Raw genomic sequence first — 22,048 nt, 5'->3', positions numbered from 1 at the left:
GTTGCTCCCTGACGAAACCGGCGCTAAAGGGCGCGCATCGCAACAGCCTTTCCACGTGGAGAAAGCCCTCGATTATGACCCGGACCTCAGCCGCCCTCGGCCGCATCCAGCCCTCCGCCACGCTCGCGATGAGCGCGCGGGTCAGCCAGCTGAAGCGCGAAGGCGTGGACGTGATCGGCCTGTCGGCAGGCGAGCCGGATTTCGACACGCCCGACTTTGTGAAGGACGCCGCGATCGCCGCGATCCGCGCTGGCCAGACGAAGTACACCGATGTCGATGGCACCGCCGAGGCCAAGGACGCGGTCGCCCACAAGTTCAAGCGCGACAACGGCCTCGTCTACGCCCGCAACCAGATCAGCGTGAACTCCGGCGGCAAGCACACCCTGTTCAACGCGCTGGTGGCGAGCGTCGATGCCGGCGACGAAGTCATCATCCCTGCGCCCTATTGGGTGAGCTATCCCGACATCGTCAACTTTGCGGGCGGCACGCCAGTGTTCATCGAAGGCCCCGCATCTCAGGGCTACAAGATCACCCCGGCGCAGCTTGAGGCGGCGATCACCCCGCGCACCAAATGGGTGCTGCTGAACTCGCCCTCCAACCCCTCCGGCGCGGCCTATAGCGCCGAGGAGCTCAAGGCGCTGGGCGAGGTGCTGTTGCGCCACCCGCATGTGCTGGTGATGACCGACGACATGTACGAGCATGTCTGGTACGCGCCCACGCCGTTCGCGACCATCGCGCAAGTGTGTCCCGATCTCTATGAGCGCACGCTGACCGTCAACGGCTGTTCGAAGGCCTTCGCGATGACCGGCTGGCGCATCGGCTTCGCCGGTGGGCCGGAATGGATCATCAAGGCGATGAGCAAGCTCCAGTCGCAGTCCACCTCCAATCCCTGCTCGATCAGTCAGGCGGCGGCGGTCGCGGCGCTGACGGGCGATCAGGATTTCCTCGAGGAACGCAACGCCGCTTTCAAAAAGCGCCGCGACATGGTGGTGGCGATGCTCAACGATGCGCCCGGCCTTGATTGCCCGGTGCCCGAGGGCGCGTTCTACGTCTATCCCGATGCCAGCGGCCTCATGGGCAAGACGACGCCCAAGGGTCAGAAGATCACCACCGACGAGGAACTGATCGGCTATTTCCTCGACGAGGCGCGGGTCGCGGCAGTGCATGGCGGCGCCTTCGGCCTCTCGCCCGCTTTCCGCATCAGCTATGCGACTTCGGAAGAGGTGCTCAAAAAAGCGTGCACTCGTATTCAGGAAGCCTGCTCCGCGCTCAAATAGGCGACGGAGAACGAATCAGCCGGAACGTCAGGTTGATTCGCGGTCCCGAGGCCGTGCGCGTTTTCGGGATGGCGTGCTTCCAGTCCTGCTGGCTGTTGCCCCGCATGACGAGCAGGTCGCCATCTTCGAGGACGAGCTTCTGGGTGGGCAGCGCGCGGTCCCGTCGGTGGCGAAAGTGCATCGCGCGCGCCGCGCCGAAGCTCAACGACGCTATTACTGGATGCGCGCCCAGCTCCGGCTCATCGTCGGCGTGGAATCCCATGCTGTCCTGCCCGTCGCGATAGAGATTGAGCAGCACGCTGTTGAACTTCGCGCCAGCCAGCGCCTCAACACTCGCGCGCAGACCGCTTACCAGCGGATACCAGGGCTGGGGAACATGCTGCGTGCCGGAATAGCGATAGGTGCACTCCGGATCGCCCATCCAGCAGATGAGGCGCGGCTGCATATGCGTCTTGCCGAACAGCATGATGCGTTCCTGCCGCCAGGAAATCTCGGCCGTCAGGCGCGCAACGACATCACCCGGCAGCGCGCCGCAGTCTGCACGCCGGAACAGCAGGAAGTCATCAGAGGGAAGCTGGCGGGCGGCCTCCGGCAATGCGGAACCGCCCGTTGCAGGGCTCACTTGGGCGAAATCACCATCAGCATCTGGCGGCCTTCCATGCGCGGATAAGCCTCGACCTTGGCGACTTCGGCTGTCTCCTCGGCAACGCGCTGAAGCAGCTGCATGCCCAGCTGCTGGTGCGACATTTCGCGCCCCCGGAACCGCAGCGTGACCTTGACCTTGTCACCCTCGCCCAGAAACTTCGCGATCGACCGCATTTTTACGTCATAATCGTGATCGTCGATGTTGGGACGCATCTTGATCTCCTTGATCTCCTGCGTCTTCTGGGTCTTGCGGGCGAGATTCGCCTTCTTCTGCGCCTCGTATTTATATTTGCCGATATCGAGAAACTTGCACACCGGCGGGTCCGCGTTGGGGGAGACCTCGACAAGATCAAGGCCTACTTCCGCAGCCTGTTCAATCGCCTCACGGGTGTAGAGAACGCCCAGATTTTCGCCGTTCTCGTCGATCACGCGCACTTTGGGCACGGTGATGAACTCATTATATCTGGGGCCGGATTTGGGCGGGGGCGGCGCCAGCGGGCGGCGCATCATTGGGGGTGGTATAGCAGTGTCTCCTGTGGTTTGCGTGGCGGGCTTTTAGCGGTTTTCCGTGCCCACGGAAAGGGGGCATCCGCCAGTGCCCAGCGGAAAGCCGGCCCTGTGGCCTTGGCGCATCATCGCCTCAGCGCATATCGGGCGGCAGCGCCTGTTGCGCAAGGGCAGCGACTGCCTCGTCCAGAGTCATGATCTGCTGCGGCTGGTCCGCGCCAAGAATGCGCAGCGCGACCTTGCCTTCCTCGGCCTCGCGCTTGCCCACCACAAGCAGGTTGGGCACCTTGGCCAGGCTATGCTCGCGCACCTTGTAGTTGATCTTTTCGTTGCGTGGATCGATTTCTGTGCGGATACCCGCCGCCTTCAGGCGTTCAACCACAACTTGCGCATAGTCGTCCGCGTCGGACACGATCGTCGCGACCACGGCCTGCACCGGCGCGAGCCACAGCGGCAGCTTGCCCGCATAATGCTCGATCAATATGCCAATGAACCGCTCGTAGCTGCCGAAAATGGCGCGATGGAGCATTACCGGGCGATGCTTGTCGCCATCCTCCGCGACATAGGCGGCGTCGAGACGGTCGGGCAGCACGCGGTCCGACTGGATGGTGCCTACCTGCCAGGTGCGCCCAATCGCATCGGTAAGGTGCCATTCCAGCTTGGGCGCATAGAAGGCACCCTCGCCAGGCAGTTCCTCCCAGCCGTGCTCCGCCGAGTTCAAACCAGCGGCTGCAACGGCGGCGCGTAGCTCCGCCTCGGCCTTGTCCCACATCTCCTCGGTACCGAACCTTTTTTCGGGGCGCAGCGCGAGCTTGATCGAATAGGTGAAGCCGAAATCCTGATAGATCCGGTCTGCCAGTGCACAGAAGGCGCGGACTTCCTCGACGATCTGGTCCTCGCGGCAGAAGATATGCGCATCATCCTGCGTGAATTGGCGCACGCGCATCAGTCCGTGCAGCGCGCCATGCGGCTCGTTGCGGTGGCAGCAGCCATTCTCGTAGAGGCGCAAGGGGAGATCGCGATAGCTCTTGATGCCTTGCCGGAAGATCAGCACGTGCGCCGGGCAATTCATCGGTTTCAAGGCCATCCAGTCCGCGTCACCAGAGATGATCGGTCCTTCATCCTCGGTATTCGGGGCCTCGTCCGGGATCACGAACATGTTTTCGCGATATTTGCCCCAGTGGCCGGACTGCTCCCACTGGCGCGCATCCATCACCTGCGGGGTCTTGACCTCCCTGTAGCCCGCCCCGTCAATCGCCCGGCGCATATAGGCCTCAAGCTCGCGATAGATGATATAGCCCTTGGGGTGCCAGAACACGCTGCCGTGCGCCTCGGCCTGAAGGTGAAACAGGTTCATCTCCGCGCCCAGCTTGCGGTGATCACGCTTGGCGGCTTCCTCCAGCCGGGTGAGATGCGCGTCGAGCTGCTTCTTGTTGAGCCAGCCGGTGCCGTAGATACGCGAGAGTTGCGCATTCTTCTGGTCGCCGCGCCAATAGGCGCCCGATACACGCATCAGCTTGAACGCTTGCGCGTCAAGCTTGCCGGTGGAGGCAAGGTGCGGGCCGCGGCACATGTCGGACCAGTTGTCGCCGGACCAATAGATCGTCAGCTCCTCACCGTCCGGCAGCTCAGCCGCCCACTCGGCCTTGAACGTCTCGCCCGCGGCGCGCCATTTGGCGACAAGATCGTCGCGCGCCACGACTTCGCGGCGCAGCGGCTTGTCTGCCGCGATGATGCTTCGCATTTTGTCTTCGATGACGGGAAGATCATCCTCGGTGAACGGCCCGCGCGCCGCCGATGGCGCAAAGTCATAATAAAAGCCGTCCTCGGTCGAGGGGCCGAAGGTGATCTGCGTATCGGGCCACAGCGCCTGCACAGCCTCCGCCAGGACATGCGCATAGTCGTGCCGCGCCAGCTCCAGCGCATCCGCCTCGTCTCGTGCAGTGACAAGCGCGAGGCTAGCATCACGCTCTAGCGGCAAAGTAATATCCACCAGCGTGCCATCCACGCGCGCCGCCAACGCCGCCTTGGCGAGGCCGGGGCCGATGCTTGCGGCAATATCCGCCGGTGTGGTGCCCGGCTCGACCTGGCGGGAGGAGCCATCGGGCAGGGTAATCGTGATAAGCGCGGTCATGATTATCCCTTGGAAAGTGCGGAAGCCGCTGTCAAGCTGCGGCCATGTCTGACGCCCCGATAATCGCGCCTCTCCCACCCCCCTCATTCCTCGCCCGAGCCGATGGCGTGCGGCTAGCCTATCGGTTTGCAGAGGGCGCGGGGCCGCTGCTCGTGTTTTTGCCCGGCTACGGCTCTGACATGGAAGGCGGCAAGGCGCAGGCGGTGTTCGCTCATGCGCGCGCGCAGGGGCAGGCGTGCCTGTTGCTCGATTATTCGGGATGCGGATCAAGCGAAGGGCGGTTTGAGCACGGTACGCTCGACAGCTGGCGCGATGATGCGGTGACGCTCATCCATCATGTCTGGCCGCAGGGGAAAATCGTTCCCATCGGCTCCTCGATGGGTGGCTGGCTGGCGCTGTTGGTGGCGCTGAAAATGCCGGAGCGGGTGGCGGCGCTAATCGGCATCGCCGCAGCACCCGATTTTACCGCCTGGGGCTTCACGGACAAGCAGAAGGCAGCCTTGCAGACCTATGGCCGAATCATCGAGCCGTCCGACTATGACGAGGGCGGTATGGTGACGACGCTGGCCTTCTGGCAGTCTGGCGAGGCGAACCTACTGCTTGAGAAGGAAATTCCGCTCGAGTGCCCCGTGCGCTTTCTGCACGGGCAGGCGGATGACGTGGTGCCATGGCGGATTGCCACCCGGGCGGCCGAGCACTTAGGGTCAGGACCCATTGATTATCGGGCTGCAATGTGATTCAGGCGCGCAGTAAGGAGCCTGAGAGATGCGTGATTTGTTTTGGCTGACGGACGAGCAGATGGCTCGGCTTCAGCCCTATTTTCCGAAAAGCCATGGTCGCCAGCGGGTTGATGATCGACGGGTGTTAAGCGGGATAATCTTCGTCAATCGCAATGGATTACGGTGGTGCGATGCGCCAAGGGAATATGGCCCGGCGAAGACGCTTTATAACCGCTGGAAGCGCTGGGGAGACAAGGGTGTCTTCGTCCGGATGATGGAAGGCCTAGCCGCACCGCAGGCTCCCGAACGCAAGACGGTCATGATCGATGCAACTTATCTCAAAGCCCACCGCACGGCGTCCAGCCTGGCGGTAAAAAGGGGGAAGCTGGACGCCTGATCGGGCGCACGAAGGGTGGCATGAATACCAAGCTGCATGCCGTCACCGATGCAAACGGTCGCCCAATCAGCCTCTTCATAACCGCAGGTCAGGTCAGCGATTATACAGGGGCCGCCGCCCTGCTCGACACCCTCCCCAAGGCACAGTGGCTGCTGGCTGATCGGGGTTATGATGCGGACTGGTTCCGTGATGCCTTGCGGGAAAAGGGCATCAAACCCTGCATTCCGGGCCGTAAATCCCGGAACAAAGCCGTCAAGTACGACAAGCGCAGATACAAACGCCGCAACCGCATCGAGATCATGTTCGGTCGCCTCAAGGACTGGCGGCGTATCGCAACACGCTATGACAGATGCCCAACCGTCTTTCTCTCGGCCATCGCCCTCGCTGCTACCGTCATCTTCTGGCTCTGATCAATGAGTCCTGACCCTAAGTTCTCAGGACGTGCAGCTGCTGCTGGTCAAGGATGGCGATCACCGCCTGTCGCGCGAGGCCGACATCGCGCTTCTGCTCGGCCTGATTGACGGGTTGCTAGCTACGGCAGGTCAGTCGAGATAGAATTCCACGGTCGTAACCACGCGCACCTTCTTGTAGGGAGAGTCACTCGCGCCATAGCCACCTTGCGCCTGATCGCCATCGCGCGGTTCGATCGAAAAATAGCCTTGGCTCGCGCTCTTGATACCGCCGACGCCGGTGCCGCTATCCTTCGCGAACTGCTCGGCCGCCTTGCGCGCATCCTTCGTCGCTTCCGCTACCATCTGCGGCTTCAGAGCATTCAGCTTCGTGAAGCTGTAAACCATGTTGGAGCCTTCCTGCATGGTCACACCCCTGCGCACCAGATCAAACTGACCGGCGACTGCGCGCTGCGCCCGCGCGATATCCGTTGTGCGCAGCTGCATCCTTTGCGTGATAGTGATAGTATTGACGCCGTTGTTGATGAACTGGTTCACCCCCGCACCAACGGGCTTGAGTTCGTCAGCGCGGAAACCGAGCGAGCGGAAATATTCGCTGAGCGCATTGCTGCTGGCGTCTACCTCTGCGCGCACGCTAGGCAGGTCAAAGCCGGTGGCGGAATAGGCGATCGTCCAAGTGGCGAGATCCGCAGTCACATCCCGCTCCGCCAGGCCTTTGACCGTCACGGCCCGGCTCGCCGCCTGCGCCCGGGTAAGGCCATCGCCAAGCAGATAGCCTCCAGCGATCATGCCGGTGGCGAGCAACGCCGCGGCCACGAGCAAGACTGTGTTGCGATTCTCTGATAAGCGCATCAGCCCTTCACCTTCAGACGAAATTTGCTCAATCCTTGCTGTATTGCGCATGAACCGTGGCCAGATTGCAAGCCCTTTGCCAACGAAGGCTAGTAAACCCCGATCATCTTTGCACCGGCGATCACCAGCACCACGCCCAGACATTTGGTGAGTACAGCGGCATTGAGGCGGATGCCGAGCGTGGTGCCCACCACTCCGCCGACCAGCGCGGCCGCCGCGAAAAGTGGCAGCTGCGGCGGCAGATTTTGCACCGCGCTCATATTACCGGCCAGCCCGGCGATCGAATTGGCGAGAATGAATATTGCCGCGACCCCCGATGCGCGCTTGACTGGCGACCACCGCATGAACAGCAGGATCGGCGAGAGAAAAATACCGCCGCCCGTGCCGGTGAGGCCCGAAAGCAGGCCGATAAACGCACCGGCAAGCATCGCCATCACTATAGGCGGATCCCGTGGTTCCGTCTCTGCCCGCAGGCGCGTAGGCCAGAACAGGCGCAACGCCGAGATCCACAAAACCGCGCCAACCAGTGGTCTATAAATTTCCGAAGGAAGGACGATGCCGCCGCCTAAGAACGCCATCGGCACGGCTGTGATAAGGAATGGCCACAGCACACGCCAGCGGAATAGGCCCGCCCGCAGATATCGGCCCGAAGCAAGCGTGGCTACGATGATATTCAGAGTCAGCGCCGTGGGCCGCATGGTCGTGGCAGGCACGCCAAACAATGCCATCAACGCAATATATGCCGACGCACCAGCATGGCCGACGCTGGAATATAAGGCAGCACCGAGCCCGACCAAAAGAGCAAGCAGCAGATCGTGGACCGTGAGCAAATCCATCCGGTCTGTTGGAGCAAGCTTGAGGCCATTGTCAACCCAGGCCTCGATAACCCATGAACTAATATTTCAATAGTCAAATAGGCTGCGAACTAATATTCCATAAAAAGGTCAATATTATTTCCCTTTTTTGCTTGATCCTTTGCCTCTGATGCGGCATAGCGCCAAGGTCGATTCTGCTGTTAACAAGAGGATGTCATGCGGTTCGAGACCACCCGCAACCCCGCCGCCCTAAGCGATGAAGCACGCACGGACCTAATGGCGGACCCTGGCTTTGGGCGCGTGTTCACCGATCATATGGTGACGATCCGCTGGACAGTGGATGGCGGTTGGCAGGAGGCGCGGGTGCGCCCTCGCGAAGCTTTCCAGCTCGATCCCGCATCGGCGGTGCTGCATTATGCGCAGGAAATCTTTGAGGGTCTAAAGGCCTATCGCGCGACCGATGGCGGCGTGACCATGTTTCGGCCGGAGCAGAATGCTCGCCGGTTCAACGAGTCCGCCCGGCGCATGGCGATGCCCGAACTGCCGGACGACGTGTTCGTTCAGGCCTGCGAAGAGTTGATTCGGGTTGACGAAAAATGGGTGCCCGGCGGCGAGGGTAGCCTCTATCTGCGGCCATTCATGTTCGCGAGCGAGGCGTTTCTGGGCGTGAAGCCCGCCTCCGAATTCATTTTCTGTGTGATCGCCTGCACCGTTGGCGCCTATTTCAAGGGCGGAGCCAAGCCGGTCAGCATCTGGGTATCGGACCATTATAACCGCGCGGGGCCGGGTGGCACGGGCGCTGCCAAATGCGGCGGTAATTATGCGGCCAGCCTCGTCGCGCAGGCAGAGGCCATCCAGCATGGCTGCGATCAGGTCGTGTTTCTCGACTCGTCCGAACATAAATGGGTTGAGGAGCTGGGCGGCATGAACCTGTTCTTCCTGTTTGCGGACGGCAGCGTGGTGACGCCGCCGCTGGGCGGCACGATCCTGCCCGGCATTACCCGCGCGTCAATCCTGCATCTGCTGCGCACGGATGGCGTGGTGGTGGAGGAGCGGCCCTATTCGATAGACGAATGGCGCGCCGACGCGGCGAGCGGCAAGCTGTCGGAGGTGTTCGCCTGCGGCACGGCGGCGGTGCTGGCCGCTGTGGGTCAGGTCAAATCGAGCCAGGGCGATTTCGTGATCGGCAATGGCGGAACCGGCCTGCGTACAGAGGCACTGCGCACTCGCCTCACCGCGATCCAGCGGGGGCAGGCGCCGGGGCCGGAGGGATGGGTCCACACTGTCGCCCTGTAAGGCGGGGTTGCAATCGGCAAGCGCTCGCCCATCTCCCTCATGAAGGAGATCGCCCATGCCGCTGACCACCGATGCTGAGATTGCCGCACTGCTCAAGGATGTTCGCACTATCGGGCTGGTCGGTGCCTCGCCCAAAGCGGACCGGCCCAGCTGGCGCGTGATGCGCGTGCTGCTCGATCATGGCTATCAGGTCATCCCGGTCAACCCCGGCCTCGCGGGACAGGAAATCCACGGGCAAAAGGTCGTCGCTAGGCTGGCGGATATTGCCGAGCCGATCGACATGGTCGACATCTTCCGCAACAGCGAGGCGGCGGGCGAGACGGTGGACGAGGCCATTGCGGCGGGTGCGCGCGCGGTCTGGATGCAGCTCGGCGTCATCAACGAGGGCGCAGCCGCGCGCGCGGAGGCTGCCGGTCTTAAGGTGGTGATGAACCATTGCCCGGCGATAGAGATCCCCCGGCTCGGCCTCGCGCCGGTGGGCTGACCAATTCCAGCTTTGCCTTTGCCGCCGCGCCGCTTATCAGGGGCGGACGATGCGGCGCGCGAGTGATCATCCCAGAGCGAGAGGAAACGGACTCAGCCGACGCAGCCTGCTGATCGGCGGCGGGGCGGCGGCGGGGTTGGCGATTGCATGGGGTGTGTGGCCACGCACCTACCGCCCCAATCTCGCGGTGGCGGACACCGAGACGCTAATCAATGGCTTTCTCAAGGTAGATAATGCGGGTCAGATCATTGTAATTGTGCCGCAACTGGAGATGGGACAGGGCGTGTCGACCGTGTTGCCGCAGATACTGGCGGACGAGCTGGGGGCGGACTGGCGGATGATCGCGGTGCAAGGCGCACCGATCAGCCCACTTTATGCCAACACATTGTTATCACAAGAATTTATCGAAGGAGACTGGACGCGCATCGCGGGCGGTGCGGGCGACTGGGCGATCCGGGAATATGCCATCCGCAACGCGATGATGCTGACCGGCGGCGCGACTTCGCTCCGTATGTTCGCGCAAAGCTATCGCGAAGCCGGTGCGGCGGCGCGGGTGCTGCTGTGCAAGGCGGCGGCGGCGCGCTGGGGCGTGGAGTGGGAAAGGTGCAGCATTGCCAAGGGCATCGTCACCGACGGCCAGCGCCGCCTCAAGATCGGCGAGCTGGCGGCCGAGGCAGCGGAGTATACCCTGCCCGAGGAGCTGCCGCTGCGCGCGGACGACGGGGCGGACGAACGCCTCAGCGGGCGTGATGTGCCGAGGCTCGATACGCCGCCCAAGGTTGACGGCTCCTACAATTTCGCGTGCGACATCCGCCTGCCCGGCATGCTCTTTGCTTCTATCCGGCAGGGGCCGGTTGGCACCGTAGCCCTCAAGTCAACCAAGGAATCCGCCGCCCGCAAGGTTCAGGGCTTCAAGCGCATCGTAAAGCAGGACGCATGGGTCGCCGCGCTCGCCACCAACTGGTGGGCGGCGAACAAGGCGCTCGATCTGCTCGATCCTGTGTTCGATGTCGAAAGCCCAGCGCTGGCGAGTGCGGCGATCGACAGGGCACTTGATGCCGCCTTCGAGAGTGACCATGGCGGTCGCATCTTCGCGCAGGGCGACGTGGCGGCGCGCTTTACCGGCGCGCAGCTTATCCGGGCCGACTTTTCCGTGGCGCCCGCACTGCATCTGGCGATGGAGCCGCCGACCGCGACCGCCCGTGTGGCAGATGGCAAGGCCGAGGTCTGGGTGGCGAGCCAGGCGCCTGCTTTTTGCCGTGCCGCCGTCGCGGAAGCGCTTAGCATGGCCGAGACGGACGTGGTGCTCTATCCGGTCGGCGCGGGCGGATCATTCGGGCGGCGGTTCGAGCATGATGCAGCGGTGCAGGCGGCGCTGATCGCGCGCGAGGCAGGCACGCCGGTGCAGCTCAGTTATTCGCGGCTCGAGGATGTGGCGAGCGACCGCCCGCGCGCGCCTGCGCATGCACGCCTGTGGGCCAAGATGATTGCGGGTGGGCGGATCGAGGCGATGCAGATCAAGGTCGCCGCGCCTGCCGCCAATCGCGAACTGTGGAGCCGTGTGGCCCATGGCAAAGCCCCGATGGAGGCCGCGCGGGATCATCCACGCAAGGCCGACGGCGCCGCGGTCTCCGGCTTGCCCCCGCCCTATGCCATCCCGCACGTCACGGTCGATCATTACCCGGCGGACGTTGGCCTGCCCGTAGGCCGATGGCGCAGCAATGCGGACAGCTATAGCTGCTTTTTCACCGAATGCTTCATGGATGAATTGGCGCACCGCGCCGGAGTGGAGCCTATGTCGTTTCGCCTCCAGCACCTCTCCGGCCAGACGCGGCTCGCCCGCTGCCTCACCACCGCGACGGCGCTGGGCGGCTGGCAGGGCGGCGTGATGGGTAGCGGACAGGGCGTGGCCATCCATGCGATGGACGGCGGCTTTATCGCCGTTTTGGTAGAGGCGGCGATGACGAGCGGCAAGCTGCATATCAGCCGGATCGTCGCGGTGGCGGACCTCGGCGACCAGCCGCACCCGGACATCGCCCGCCAACAGGTGGAGGGCGGGCTGATATTCGGCCTTGCGGCGGCGATGGGCGGAGCGGCGCGCTATAAGGAGGGAATGCCGGTCCGCGCCAACATGGGCCGCTTCGGCCTGCCCCGCCTCGGAGACATTGGCGAGGTGACGGTGGAGCTGATACCGAGCGAGAGCGCACCGGCGGGCGCGGGGCAAATCGGCGTACCCGCCGTGGCCCCGGCGCTGGCGGGGGCGCTGTTCACAATCACTGGTCGGCGCCACCGCGCCCTGCCGTTGCTCAATCCGGAATAGGTCATGACTGGTTCGATCCCCTCCCGCCCCGCGACGCACCCTTCGCTCCCTCAGCCGAAGGTCGGCGTGCTGATCGTCAACCTCGGCACGCCCGACGCACCGGAACCGGGGGCGGTGAAACGCTATCTGCGCGAGTTCCTGTCTGACCGGCGAGTGGTGGAGATTCCGCCTGTACTGTGGCAACCTATTTTGCGCGGCATCATTCTCAACCTACGCCCAAAAAAATCCGCCCATGCCTATGCGCAAGTCTGGACGGAACAAGGCTCCCCGCTTGCTGTTCATACAAGGGCTACAGCAGAAAAGATGGCAACAATGCTGGCGGAGAGAGATGTGCTGGTCGACTGGGCGATGCGCTATGGCACGCGCTCGATCGGCGAGCGGTTAACAGCTATGAAGGCCGCGGGATGCGAGCGCATCCTGCTCGCGCCGCTCTATCCGCAATATAGCGGCGCGACCACGGCGACGGCGGTCGATGCGCTCGGAAAGGCGCTGTCCGTGATGCGCTGGCAACCTGCGATCCGTACGCTGCCACCCTATCATGACCACCCGGCCTATATCGACGCGCTGGCCTCAAGCGCGCGGCGACGTCTTTCGGAACTGGATACCCGACCTGACGCCCTGCTGTTGACTTTTCACGGCATGCCGGAGCGGACGTTGCATTTGGGCGATCCCTATCATTGCCACTGCGTTAAGACAGCCCGGCTGCTCTCGGAGGCGCTGCAGCCAGATTTTTCCGGCACGATCGAACTGAGCTTTCAGTCGCGCTTCGGCCGCGCCAAATGGCTGGAACCATCGACCGAGGCCAAGCTGGCGGAGCTGGCGCGGCGGGGCATAAAGCGGCTTGCCGTGATGGCGCCGGGCTTTTCCGCAGACTGCCTTGAAACCCTGGAAGAGATAGCGCTGCGGGGGGCGGAAACGTTCCGCGCGCATGGAGGCGAAGAATTGCATTATTTGCCCTGCATCAATGCTGACAGGGAAGCGATCGCGCTATATGAAACCCTCATAACACAAGAACTCGCAGGCTGGATTTGACCCCGCATTGTTCAAAAAGGAATGGATGAATGGCCAGAATAGCGATCGTTACCGGCGGCACTCGTGGCATCGGCGAGGCAATCAGTATTGCATTGAAAGACATGGGGATGACGGTCGTCGCCAACTATGCGGGCAATGAGCAGAAGGCGAAGGAATTCACCGACCGCACCGGCATCAAGTCCTACAAGTGGGATGTGGGCGATCATCAGGCCTGCCTCGATGGCTGTGCGCAGGTTGCGGCCGAAGTCGGCCCGATCGACGTCGTCGTCAACAATGCCGGCATCACCCGCGACGGGGTGTTGCAGAAGATGAGCTTCGATGACTGGAACGAGGTGATACGCATCAACCTCGGCGGCTGCTTCAACATGGCCAAGGCAACATTTGCCGGCATGCGCGAGCGCGGCTGGGGTCGGATCGTCAACATCGGCTCGATCAACGGGCAGGCCGGGCAGTATGGCCAGGTGAATTATGCCGCCGCGAAATCCGGCATCCACGGCTTTACGAAGGCGCTGGCGCAGGAAGGCGCGAAATATGGCGTGACGGTGAACGCCATCGCGCCCGGATATATCGACACGGACATGGTGGCCGCCGTTCCCGCCTCGGTTCTCGAAAAGATCGTCGCGAAGATCCCGGTCGGGCGGCTCGGCCATGCCGAAGAGATTGCACGGGGCGTTGCGTTTCTCGTCAGCGAGGATGGCGGCTTTGTCACCGGGTCGACGATGTCGATCAACGGCGGACAGCACATGTATTAGGGGTCGCTCCGATTTAGCCCATAGGGGCCTGCGAAGTGCGGCTTTCTGTGCTTCCGGTGCTCACGTGCCTTGAGTACGCTGCGCTCCGGTTCTCGAAAGCCACGCTCCTCGGTTCCGTCTGAACTAGATCGTCCCAACCCCTCGCACCGAAAATGGGGCACCGAAAGCAATGACTCTGAGGGGAAATGCACCGTCAGCGGCCTTTGCCGGGCCGATCAAGCACAGCGTTACGATTCGCGGGCATCGCACCTCGATCAGCCTGGAGCCCGTCTTCTGGGAAGCTCTAGGCCGCGCGGCGGAGCAGGAACGCGTGCCGCTGAACGCGCTTGTCGCCACAATCGACGAGGCGCGGATCGCCGCTCTTTCCCGCTCATCCACGCACGCACCGCCCCATCCCTCCAATCTTGCCAGTGCGATCCGCATCTGGCTCTGGGAGAAGTATTGCAAATAGTTCGCAACAGCGATTGACTTTGCAAATGATTATCAATAACAGCCTCCCCAACAGGAGGTTGTTATTGATGTCATCTGTTCGCGTTCCCCTTTCCCCAAGGATTGCATCCAACCATAGCCTTGCCGCACTGGCGATCGCTGCGATGCCCTTTATCGCCCTGGCGCCCGCTGCCCACGCAGACGAGGCAGCAGATGCCGAGCAACGCAGCACCATTGTTGTGACCGGCCACCGCGAGCCTGCCTCCAACCCCAACGCCAACCCGCAGGCGCCCTACAAGGTGGAGAAGTCGGCCAATGGCAAATTCACCGAACCGCTGCGCGACACGCCCCGGACCATCACCGCCATCCCCAAGGAAGTGATCGAGGATATGGGCGCGACCAGCTTTCGCGAGGTCGTGCGCTCCACTCCGGGCGTGACGCTCGGCACCGGCGAGGGCGGCAACGCCTTTGGCGACCGCATCTTCATCCGGGGCTTCGAGGCGCGCAACGACGTCTATATCGACGGGCTGCGCGACCCCGGCGTCACCAGCCGCGAGATCTTTGCGGTGGAGCAGATCGAGATCGTCAAAGGCCCCTCCGGCAGCTTCGGCGGGCGCGGTACCACCGGTGGCCTGGTGAGTCTGCAATCCAAGCGCCCTGATTTCCTTGATGACTATCTGGTCGCCGAAGGCGGCGTGGGCACCGAGAACTACTGGCGCGGCACGATCGACGCGAACTATCGCCTGTCTGACAGCGTCGCCGTGCGCGTGAACGGCCTTTACCACACCGCCGACACGCCCGGCCGCGACCATGTCGAGACCGAACGCTGGGGCGGCACGGTCGCGCTCACGGCGCACCTCACCGATACGCTTAGCGTGGGCGCGGATTATTATTACATGCGGCTTGAGGGGATACCGGACTTCGGCCACCCGTTCGATGTCACCACGTCCAGGCCCTACAAGGTCGACCGCGACAATTTCTATGGCGTGATCGGGCGGGATTTTCTCAAGAACGGCGCCGATGTGGCGAGTGTGCGGATCGAGTTCGAGCCGACATCCTACCTCAGCTTCAATTCCATCACACGCTATGGAAAGACCTATAATCATTATCTGGTGGCTGCGCCTGGAGCGGTGTGTCGGGTTCAGCGTAGCGGCATGGTCGGCAACAATCCGCTGACCGGCACCTGCCCCCAAAACGGGACAAGTGTTCCAACGCCGCCGAACCAAGGCCTCATCCCTGTTGCAGAGAGCGAATACACCCTCAATGCGGGCAGCCAGCGCCGCTGGGCCGGCAACGAATATTGGGCCAACAGCACCAGCGCGACGGCGGAGTTCGACACCGGCGGCATAGGCCACACGCTCGTGCTCGGCGGCGACTATGCCTATGAAAAGGTGATCGCGCGGCAGCTCAACATCGCGGCCTTCGCGGAGGACAGTGCGGGCAATCCGCTGCCCGTGCCGACCGCATTCGTGCGCAACCTCCTCAACCCCAACCCCGTGCTCGGTTTCAAAATCCCCGTCGGCCCGAACCGCAGCCTTGCGCCCGCCACCACCAAGGTGCGGTCCTTTGGCGCCTATCTGATCGACACGATCAAGTTCTCGCCGCAATGGAGCCTGACGCTGGGCGGCCGCTATGACACCTATGACATGGATTTCCGCAACCCAACCGCGACCAACCCTGCGGAGCGCCAGCTTTCCAACCGGAGCGACTTCCTGAACTGGCAGGTGAGTCTGCTCTACAAGCCGGTGGAGGCGATGAGCCTCTATGCCTCGTGGGCGACGTCCTCCAACCCCTCGGGCGAGCAGGTTGACGGCAGCGGCACCACCTATGGCGGCGCGGCCAGCGCGACCATCAATCTGGAGCCGGAGCGCAACGAAGCCTGGGAGGCCGGCGCGAAATACGAAATGTTCGGCGGCAAGCTGCTGGCGAGTGCGGCGGTGTTCCAGATCACGAAGGACAATGCGCGCGAGAATATCGGCGGCAATGTGTTCCAGACGGTCGGCCGCCTGCGCTCACGCGGCGCCGAGGCCTCGATCACCGGTACGCTGGCGGACAGGATCGAGCTGTTCGGCGGCTATACTTTCCTCGACGCCAAGATCACCAGGACCAGCCCGCAGAATGCCGCCAATCTCGGCCGCCGATTTGCAAACATCCCCAGGCACACGGCGCAGTTGCTCGCCAACCTGCTGGTCAACGATCGCATCAAGATCGGTGGGCAGGTCTTCGCCCAGAGCAAGATCACCGGCGAGGGCACGACCACCCTGCTCAAGACGCCCTATATCCCCGGCTATGTGCGCTTTGATGCGGTGGCGGAATTTCACCCGACCGACCGGCTGGAGCTGCGCCTCAATGTGCTGAACCTCACGGACAAGCGCTATTATGACGCGATCTACCGGTCTGGCTCACCCTTCTCGTACATCGCGCCGGGCCGCTCCGCCACGCTGACGGCGAAGATGACATTCTGATCGAATTATGGAGACGCGGTGCCGCCGACCTTTTGGCGCCGCTCCCGGCCTGCCTGTCGCTCCTGCCCTCGCCCCCAAATTGAGAGCCGGAGTTGGCAGGCAGGCCGGGTTAGCATAAAGGGGGCGAGCGATGCTGATCCAGATACCCGACATGCTGAGCCGCCGGGACGCGCTCGCCTTGCGCGCGCAGATTCTCGACGCCGAGTGGGTGGATGGCAATGAGACCAGCGGCCCCGGCTCGGCGCTCAAGAAATATAACCGCCAGCTGCCGGAAGACAGCCCCGCCGCGCAGGCAGCGCAGGCGGTGGTGGCGCGCGCGCTCGCCGACAATGCGCTGTTCCTCTCGGCCGCGCTGCCGCACACGATCTTTCCGCCGCTGTTCAACCGCTATGGCGATGGCGAGCGCTTCGGCACCCATGTGGACAACGCGGTGCGCGTGCATGGCTCAAGCGGCACGCGCATCCGCACAGACCTTTCGGCCACATTGTTCCTTACCGACCCGGAGGATTATGACGGCGGCGAACTGACGATCGACGGGCCGTTCGGCTCCGTTTCATACAAGCTGCCCGCCGGGCACATGGTGCTCTATCCCAGTTCCAGCCTGCACAGGGTGACGCCAGTGACGCGGGGGGAACGCGTGAGCTGTTTCTTCTGGATGCAGTCGCTGGTGGCGAGCGCCGAGCAGCGCGCGATGCTGTTTGAGCTGGACCAATCGATCCAGGCGCTTACGGTGCGGCACGGCAGCACCGACGACGAAGTGTTGCGCCTCACCAATGTCTATCACAACATGATGCGCAGCTGGGCTATCTGCTGAGCCGGGCCTTACCGGCTCATCAGCATCCGTACCTGCCCTGCCAGCTCCGCCAGCATCGCGACACTGGGCGTGGGTGCGTTTTGCGCACGGGCGAGTTGGTGATGCAGCTGGGCGATGCGCGGAGCCTGCTGGGCAAGCCAGGCGTTCACGCTGCTGCCGATATCCTCGACGCCGAGCCGCGCGATCAGCGCCAGGCGCACGCTCTGCATATCATGCACGATGCCGGACAGAAGCTGCCGCTCCCAAGGGTCGGCCGGTTCCAGCCGCGCGGCGGCGCTTTGCAGCCAGTGAATACCGGTCGCCTCGCCCAGACGCACAACTGCGGTGGTGATATCCACCACATTTCCGCCCAGGCGCGCGGTAAGGCTGGCAATGCCGATGATCCCCTCCATTTCATGAAGGTGCGACGTACGCTGGGCGAGCGGACCGGGCACGCCCAGCACCTCCAGCTCGTCTTCCATCGTTGCCGCGTTCAACAACAGGCTCTCGGTAAGGACGGCGTCCACCTGCCCGCCCATCTGCTCCACGCCCGGCCGCAGCCGCTCCATGCCCTCGGCGGGTAAAAAGCCGGTCGGCATTTCGCGGATGACCGAGGCCATGTGCAAACGCATTGCCCCGGCGATGAGGCCCAACAGCGCGAGCCTGCCCGCCTCGGGCATTTCCGTTATGTCGATCTCGTCCCAAAGCGCGCTGACATCGAGCAACCGATCCGCCACCACGAAGGCCGAGGCCATGTCCGCCAGCGTGCAGCCTTCCTCCTCCGCCAGCTCATAGGGATGCACAAGCCCGAGCCGGTTGATGATGCGGTTGGCAAGCTTGGTAGCGATGATTTCCTTGCGCAGCTGATGCCGGGCTATGGCGTCTGCCTCACGGCTTTGCATCTGCGGCGGGAAGGCGGCGGCAAGGTCTGTGCCCATGCCGGGGTCGTTCACCAATGCGCCCTGTTCGATCGCATCCTGCAATGTCAGCTTCGCGGTCGAAAGCAGCACGGCCAGTTCAGGCCGGGTGAGGCCCTTGCCATCCTGCGCGCGGCGCAGCAGCTGATCGTTGGCGGCCAGTCCCTCCACCTTGCGGTCGAGCGTGCCGCTCTCCTCGAAGGTTTCGATGAGGCGCACATAGCCCGGAAGTGCCTTTACCCCGCCTTGCTCCGCGATGGACAGGCCAAGCGCCTGCAAGCGGTTATCCTCCAGCACAAGATCGGCAACGGCATCGGTCATCTCGACCAAAAGGCTGTTGCGGTCCTGCAGCGAGAGACGCCCGTCGGTCATCTCCTGGTTGAGCGCGATCTTGATGTTGACCTCGTTATCCGAGCAATCGACGCCGGCGCTGTTGTCGATAAAGTCGGTGTTGATACGCCCGCCGTTGAGGGAGAAGGCAATGCGCGCCGCCTGGGTCACGCCAAGGTTCGCGCCCTCGCCCACCACCTTGACGCGCAGATCCTCGGCATTGACGCGGATAGCGTCGTTCGCCGTGTCGCCCGCCTCGGCATTGCTCTGGCTCGCGGCCTTCACATAGGTGCCGATGCCGCCGAACCACAGCAGATCCGCCTGTGCACGCAGGATCGCGGTCATCAGCGAAGCGGGGTCGAGCGCATCCTCAGCCACATCGAGCAACGTCTTCATTTGGGGGCTGAGCGGGATGCTCTTGAGGCTGCGCGGGAAGACACCGCCACCCTGGCTGATGAGCGCCTTGTCATAATCGTCCCAGCTGGAACGCGGCAGCTTGAACAGACGATCGCGCTCGGCCCAGCTGGTTGCCGGATCGGGATCGGGATCGATGAAGATATGGCGGTGGTCGAACGCGGCAACGAGCTTGATCGCCTTGGAAAGCAGCATGCCGTTGCCGAACACATCGCCGGACATATCGCCGACGCCGACGACGCGCACGCTCTGGCTCTGCACATCCACGCCCATTTCGGCGAAATGCCGCTGGACCGAAATCCACGCGCCGCGCGCGGTGATGCCCATCGCCTTGTGGTCATAGCCGTTGGAGCCGCCGCTGGCGAAGGCGTCGCCCAGCCAGAAACCGCGTTCGAGCGAAATCGCGTTGGCGACATCTGAGAATGTGGCCGTGCCCTTGTCGGCCGCGACGACGAAATAGGGATCCTCGCCATCGCGCACGATCATGCCTTCAGGGTGCACCACCGCGCCGCCGACGATATTGTCCGTGACCGACAGCAGCGAGCGGATGAAGATGCGGTAGCTCTCCGTCCCCTCGGCCAGCCAGGCGTCGCGGTTGACGGCGGCGCTCGGCAACTGCTTGGGATAGAAACCGCCCTTCGCGCCCGCAGGCACGATGACGGCATTCTTCACGCGCTGCGCCTTCATCAGGCCCAAAATCTCGGTGCGGAAATCGTCACGCCGGTCTGACCAGCGCAGGCCACCGCGCGCCACCGGGCCGGAGCGCAGGTGAATGCCCTCTACCCGCCGCGAATAGACCCAGATTTCGCGCCATGGCAGCGGCTTGGGCAGGCCGGGCACCTTGGCGCTGTCCAGCTTGAAGGCAAGTGCGAGCTGTCCGCTCTCCAGAAAGAAGTTCGTGCGCAGACAGGCGTGGATGACCGCGTGAAACAGCCGGATGATGCGGTCTTCGTCGATCGAGCTGACCTGCGCCAGGGCGAGCACTATCCCATCGTCCGCAGCACGCACCGCCTCTCCCCTTTCGGCTGCAAAGCCGGGATCGTGCAGCGCCTCGAACAGGTGAATCAGCGCGCGGGTGATATGCTGCTGGTTGCGTAGCGCCTCGACCACCGTGGAGAGGGCGTAGGGCATGCCCGCCTGCTTCAAATAACGGAACAAGGCGCGGAGCAGCACCACCGCCTCCGGCTCCAGCCCGGCTGAGACGATGAGGCCGTTGAAGCCATCATCCTCACTCTTCCCCGCGATCACCTGCGCCAGCGTCTGTTGCAGCAGCGGTGCGCGCTCCATCAGCGCAGCGGCGTCGCCGCCATCATGCCGGGCGAGCAGGAAGCGATGGATATGGCCGAGCTTGCCCTGGCCTACCGGGGTCGTGACCTCCTCAATCGCCTTGAAGCCGAAATTCTCGAAAGCCGGCACGGCATCGGACAGCGCGATCGGCGCGCTGCTGTAGAGCTTGAGGCGCAGCTGATCGGTCTTGTCACCCTCGTTGCGATAAACGCGGACGCGTTTGTCCGCCTCGGGCGTCAGCTGAACCAGCTCGGCAATGTCTGTCGCCGCCTCTTCTGGCCCGGCACCCAGACGATAACCCTGCGGGAAGCCATTGGCATAAGTCTCGGCCAGACGCGCCGCAGAGGCGCCCTCCATCTGATCTGCCAGCGATGCCTCGACGGCGGGTGCCCAGCCGCGCACCATGTGCTTCAATTGCTTGTCCAGCAGTTCCTCGTCCGGCGTCTTTCCGCCCACCCGCAGATCGAGCGTGATGCGCAGCAGCGCGAGGCCGCCCTCCTCGAGCGCGATCGACCAGCTCAGGAGCGGCGCGTTGGCGGCACCTTTCAGCATATCCTGAATGGCGACGCGGCGGCCGGTCGAGACTTCATCGCGCGGCAACCAGACGAACGCATAGAGATGGCGCGCGAGCGGCGCGGTGGCGAGCACCAGCTTGGGGCGCGGCCGGTCGGCCAGTGACATGAAGGTAAGGGCCAGGCGCTCAAGCGTCGCGCGGTCAAACCCGATGATGATATCGTGTGGAAGCGTGGTGAGTGCGTGGAACAGCGCCTTGCCCGCATGGCTCGGCGCATCGAAATGATGCTTTTCCATCAGGGCATTCAAGGCCGAGCGCAGGATCGGCACCCGGTCTGGCGGCGTGGCAAGCGCGGCGCTGGTCCACATGCCGGCATGGATAGAGAGAGAGCGGATCGACTTGCCCTCGCGCACCGGCACGATGAACAGGTCAATGAGGCTGGCGCGATGCACCTTGGACGACTGGTTGCTCTTGATCACGAGCGGGGTGCGCCCGCCTTCCTCGAACCAGCCGAAGGCCGCCTCTATGCTGGCCGGCGCAAGCAGCGGCTCCGCACCATCGAGCGCGGAAATGCCGAGCGCCGCCTCGCAGCTGCCATCACGGCGGCAGAGCTGATGCCCGAGCTGGGTGAAATTGCGGTCGAGGAGCCAGCGCAGCAGCGATGCGCCTTCGTCGTCGGTCACCCGGTCCGCATCTGCCGCCAGCGCATCCTGCATCTTCGCCCAGTCCGTCACCGCCGCGCGCACATGGGTGAGCGTTTCGCCAAGCGCCGCTTCCAGGCGCTCGGTCTGGCGGGATGTCACCTGATCCACTTCGATGAAGATGGCGGACTCGCGCCGTGCGCCGGGGCTGTCCTTGGGCAGGATGCGCACCAGCGCGCCCTTTCCATCGCGCTCCACGCCGAGCACCGGGTGCATCAATCGCCGGATGGTGACACCCTCGGCCGCGAGGCAGTTGGCGATACTGTCCACAAGAAACGGCATGTCGTCATTGACGAGCGCGATCCGCAGCGAACGCGCGCGCGCCTTGCTCGGGGCTGGAGCGACGCGCTCGATCAGAATGACAGGGGAGCCGGGCTGCCTGTTCGCCAGCGCCTGAACCATAAAGTCTGCCGCAGCCTGGGAGGCGGCTTCGTCGAACCCCTCGCGCTCACCCGGCAGGGCACCGTGCGCCAGCGCCGATTGCACCCGCCGACGAACCTCGTCGGCACCGATATGATCGAGCTTGGCCATGTCCCTCTCCTCTGTGCGGGCCACGGG

17 protein-coding genes are annotated in these 22,048 nt (G+C 63.7%); 11 read left to right on the top strand and 6 right to left on the bottom strand.

The features are described 5' to 3' along the window. Positions 1 to 74 precede the first annotated feature (74 nt). Positions 75 to 1,277, top strand: coding sequence for an aminotransferase class I/II-fold pyridoxal phosphate-dependent enzyme (locus tag OOT33_RS10070; protein WP_307749894.1), 1,203 nt, complete (start codon positions 75 to 77; stop codon positions 1,275 to 1,277). Here the strand turns inward: OOT33_RS10070 and OOT33_RS10065 are convergent. The 3 genes from OOT33_RS10065 to thrS form a co-directional block, all read right to left on the bottom strand. Beyond that, positions 1,270 to 1,899, bottom strand: a complete 630-nt coding sequence (locus OOT33_RS10065) for an alpha-ketoglutarate-dependent dioxygenase AlkB (protein WP_307749893.1) — start codon at positions 1,897 to 1,899, stop codon at positions 1,270 to 1,272. The genes OOT33_RS10070 and OOT33_RS10065 overlap by 8 nt on opposite strands. Next, positions 1,896 to 2,432 (bottom strand): translation initiation factor IF-3, encoded by a 537-nt coding sequence (infC, locus tag OOT33_RS10060; RefSeq protein ID WP_307749892.1) that lies wholly within the window; start codon positions 2,430 to 2,432, stop codon positions 1,896 to 1,898. Before infC ends, OOT33_RS10065 begins: the two co-directional genes overlap by 4 nt. 130 nt (positions 2,433 to 2,562) lie before the next feature. Continuing rightward, complete coding sequence (gene thrS, locus OOT33_RS10055; protein ID WP_307749891.1) at positions 2,563 to 4,563, bottom strand: threonine--tRNA ligase; 2,001 nt, start codon at positions 4,561 to 4,563, stop codon at positions 2,563 to 2,565. A 44-nt stretch (positions 4,564 to 4,607) separates the two neighbouring features. On the opposite strand from thrS, the gene OOT33_RS10050 reads away from it, so the two are divergent. Next, complete coding sequence (locus tag OOT33_RS10050) at positions 4,608 to 5,300, top strand: alpha/beta fold hydrolase (protein WP_307749890.1); 693 nt, start codon at positions 4,608 to 4,610, stop codon at positions 5,298 to 5,300. 28 nt (positions 5,301 to 5,328) lie between these two features. Next, a protein-coding gene (locus tag OOT33_RS10045; protein ID WP_307748392.1) for an IS5 family transposase occupies positions 5,329 to 6,089 on the top strand; the annotation gives its coding sequence in 2 pieces (ribosomal slippage) (positions 5,329 to 5,665 and positions 5,665 to 6,089; 762 coding nt in all). 132 nt (positions 6,090 to 6,221) lie between these two features. Here OOT33_RS10045 and OOT33_RS10035 read toward each other — a convergent pair. Together OOT33_RS10035 and OOT33_RS10030 are read right to left on the bottom strand one after the other, a co-directional pair. Continuing rightward, complete coding sequence (locus OOT33_RS10035; protein WP_307749889.1) at positions 6,222 to 6,941, bottom strand: SIMPL domain-containing protein; 720 nt, start codon at positions 6,939 to 6,941, stop codon at positions 6,222 to 6,224. Between the two features lie 89 nt (positions 6,942 to 7,030). Then, positions 7,031 to 7,777: a TSUP family transporter gene (locus OOT33_RS10030; protein WP_307749888.1), complete on the bottom strand. Its 747-nt coding sequence runs from the start codon at positions 7,775 to 7,777 to the stop codon at positions 7,031 to 7,033. 195 nt (positions 7,778 to 7,972) lie between these two features. Between OOT33_RS10030 and OOT33_RS10025 the strand changes: the two genes are divergently transcribed. The 8 genes from OOT33_RS10025 (at position 7,973) to OOT33_RS09990 (ending at position 17,348) form a co-directional block, all read left to right on the top strand. Further along, positions 7,973 to 9,052: a branched-chain amino acid aminotransferase gene (locus tag OOT33_RS10025; protein ID WP_307749887.1), complete on the top strand. Its 1,080-nt coding sequence runs from the start codon at positions 7,973 to 7,975 to the stop codon at positions 9,050 to 9,052. Between the two features lie 55 nt (positions 9,053 to 9,107). After that, the gene (locus OOT33_RS10020; protein WP_307749886.1) at positions 9,108 to 9,536 is read left to right on the top strand and encodes a CoA-binding protein; all 429 of its coding nucleotides are present in this window, start codon (positions 9,108 to 9,110) and stop codon (positions 9,534 to 9,536) included. A 49-nt stretch (positions 9,537 to 9,585) separates the two neighbouring features. Beyond that, positions 9,586 to 11,856 carry a molybdopterin cofactor-binding domain-containing protein gene (locus OOT33_RS10015; RefSeq protein ID WP_307749885.1) on the top strand — a complete coding sequence of 757 codons (2,271 nt, stop codon included), beginning with the start codon at positions 9,586 to 9,588 and terminating at the stop codon, positions 11,854 to 11,856. 3 nt (positions 11,857 to 11,859) lie between these two features. Continuing rightward, positions 11,860 to 12,888, top strand: coding sequence for a ferrochelatase (hemH, locus tag OOT33_RS10010; protein ID WP_307749884.1), 1,029 nt, complete (start codon positions 11,860 to 11,862; stop codon positions 12,886 to 12,888). Between the two features lie 29 nt (positions 12,889 to 12,917). Further along, a complete protein-coding gene (gene phbB / locus OOT33_RS10005) occupies positions 12,918 to 13,640 on the top strand; it encodes an acetoacetyl-CoA reductase (RefSeq protein WP_307749883.1) in 723 nt (240 codons plus the stop codon). Positions 13,641 to 13,809: 169 nt separating this feature from the next. Next, positions 13,810 to 14,091 carry a ribbon-helix-helix domain-containing protein gene (locus OOT33_RS10000; RefSeq protein WP_307749882.1) on the top strand — a complete coding sequence of 94 codons (282 nt, stop codon included), beginning with the start codon at positions 13,810 to 13,812 and terminating at the stop codon, positions 14,089 to 14,091. A gap of 67 nt (positions 14,092 to 14,158) precedes the next feature. Beyond that, the gene (locus OOT33_RS09995; protein ID WP_307749881.1) at positions 14,159 to 16,534 is read left to right on the top strand and encodes a TonB-dependent receptor domain-containing protein; all 2,376 of its coding nucleotides are present in this window, start codon (positions 14,159 to 14,161) and stop codon (positions 16,532 to 16,534) included. A gap of 130 nt (positions 16,535 to 16,664) precedes the next feature. Continuing rightward, complete coding sequence (locus tag OOT33_RS09990; RefSeq protein ID WP_307749880.1) at positions 16,665 to 17,348, top strand: Fe2+-dependent dioxygenase; 684 nt, start codon at positions 16,665 to 16,667, stop codon at positions 17,346 to 17,348. A gap of 8 nt (positions 17,349 to 17,356) precedes the next feature. Here OOT33_RS09990 and OOT33_RS09985 read toward each other — a convergent pair whose 3' ends face one another. Continuing rightward, positions 17,357 to 22,021: an NAD-glutamate dehydrogenase domain-containing protein gene (locus tag OOT33_RS09985; RefSeq protein ID WP_307749879.1), complete on the bottom strand. Its 4,665-nt coding sequence runs from the start codon at positions 22,019 to 22,021 to the stop codon at positions 17,357 to 17,359. Positions 22,022 to 22,048 lie beyond the last annotated feature (27 nt).

It is taken from the genome of Sphingobium sp. DEHP117 (assembly GCF_030867385.1).
Lineage (GTDB): Bacteria > Pseudomonadota > Alphaproteobacteria > Sphingomonadales > Sphingomonadaceae > Sphingobium.
Note: the sequence above shows the minus strand (reverse complement) of the source record. Positions and strands in the feature narration are given on the sequence as shown.

Coding starts and splice junctions, on each gene's coding strand:
- hemH (WP_307749884.1), top strand. CDS start 11,860: ATGACTGGTTCGATCCCCTCCCGCCCCGCGACGCACCCTTCGCTCCCT.
- infC (WP_307749892.1), bottom strand. CDS start 2,432: ATGATGCGCCGCCCGCTGGCGCCGCCCCCGCCCAAATCCGGCCCCAGA.
- OOT33_RS10025 (WP_307749887.1), top strand. CDS start 7,973: ATGCGGTTCGAGACCACCCGCAACCCCGCCGCCCTAAGCGATGAAGCA.
- thrS (WP_307749891.1), bottom strand. CDS start 4,563: ATGACCGCGCTTATCACGATTACCCTGCCCGATGGCTCCTCCCGCCAG.
- phbB (WP_307749883.1), top strand. CDS start 12,918: ATGGCCAGAATAGCGATCGTTACCGGCGGCACTCGTGGCATCGGCGAG.
- OOT33_RS10050 (WP_307749890.1), top strand. CDS start 4,608: ATGTCTGACGCCCCGATAATCGCGCCTCTCCCACCCCCCTCATTCCTC.
- OOT33_RS10015 (WP_307749885.1), top strand. CDS start 9,586: ATGCGGCGCGCGAGTGATCATCCCAGAGCGAGAGGAAACGGACTCAGC.
- OOT33_RS10020 (WP_307749886.1), top strand. CDS start 9,108: ATGCCGCTGACCACCGATGCTGAGATTGCCGCACTGCTCAAGGATGTT.
- OOT33_RS10035 (WP_307749889.1), bottom strand. CDS start 6,941: ATGCGCTTATCAGAGAATCGCAACACAGTCTTGCTCGTGGCCGCGGCG.
- OOT33_RS09985 (WP_307749879.1), bottom strand. CDS start 22,021: ATGGCCAAGCTCGATCATATCGGTGCCGACGAGGTTCGTCGGCGGGTG.
- OOT33_RS09995 (WP_307749881.1), top strand. CDS start 14,159: ATGTCATCTGTTCGCGTTCCCCTTTCCCCAAGGATTGCATCCAACCAT.
- OOT33_RS10000 (WP_307749882.1), top strand. CDS start 13,810: ATGACTCTGAGGGGAAATGCACCGTCAGCGGCCTTTGCCGGGCCGATC.
- OOT33_RS09990 (WP_307749880.1), top strand. CDS start 16,665: ATGCTGATCCAGATACCCGACATGCTGAGCCGCCGGGACGCGCTCGCC.
- OOT33_RS10070 (WP_307749894.1), top strand. CDS start 75: ATGACCCGGACCTCAGCCGCCCTCGGCCGCATCCAGCCCTCCGCCACG.
- OOT33_RS10030 (WP_307749888.1), bottom strand. CDS start 7,777: ATGGATTTGCTCACGGTCCACGATCTGCTGCTTGCTCTTTTGGTCGGG.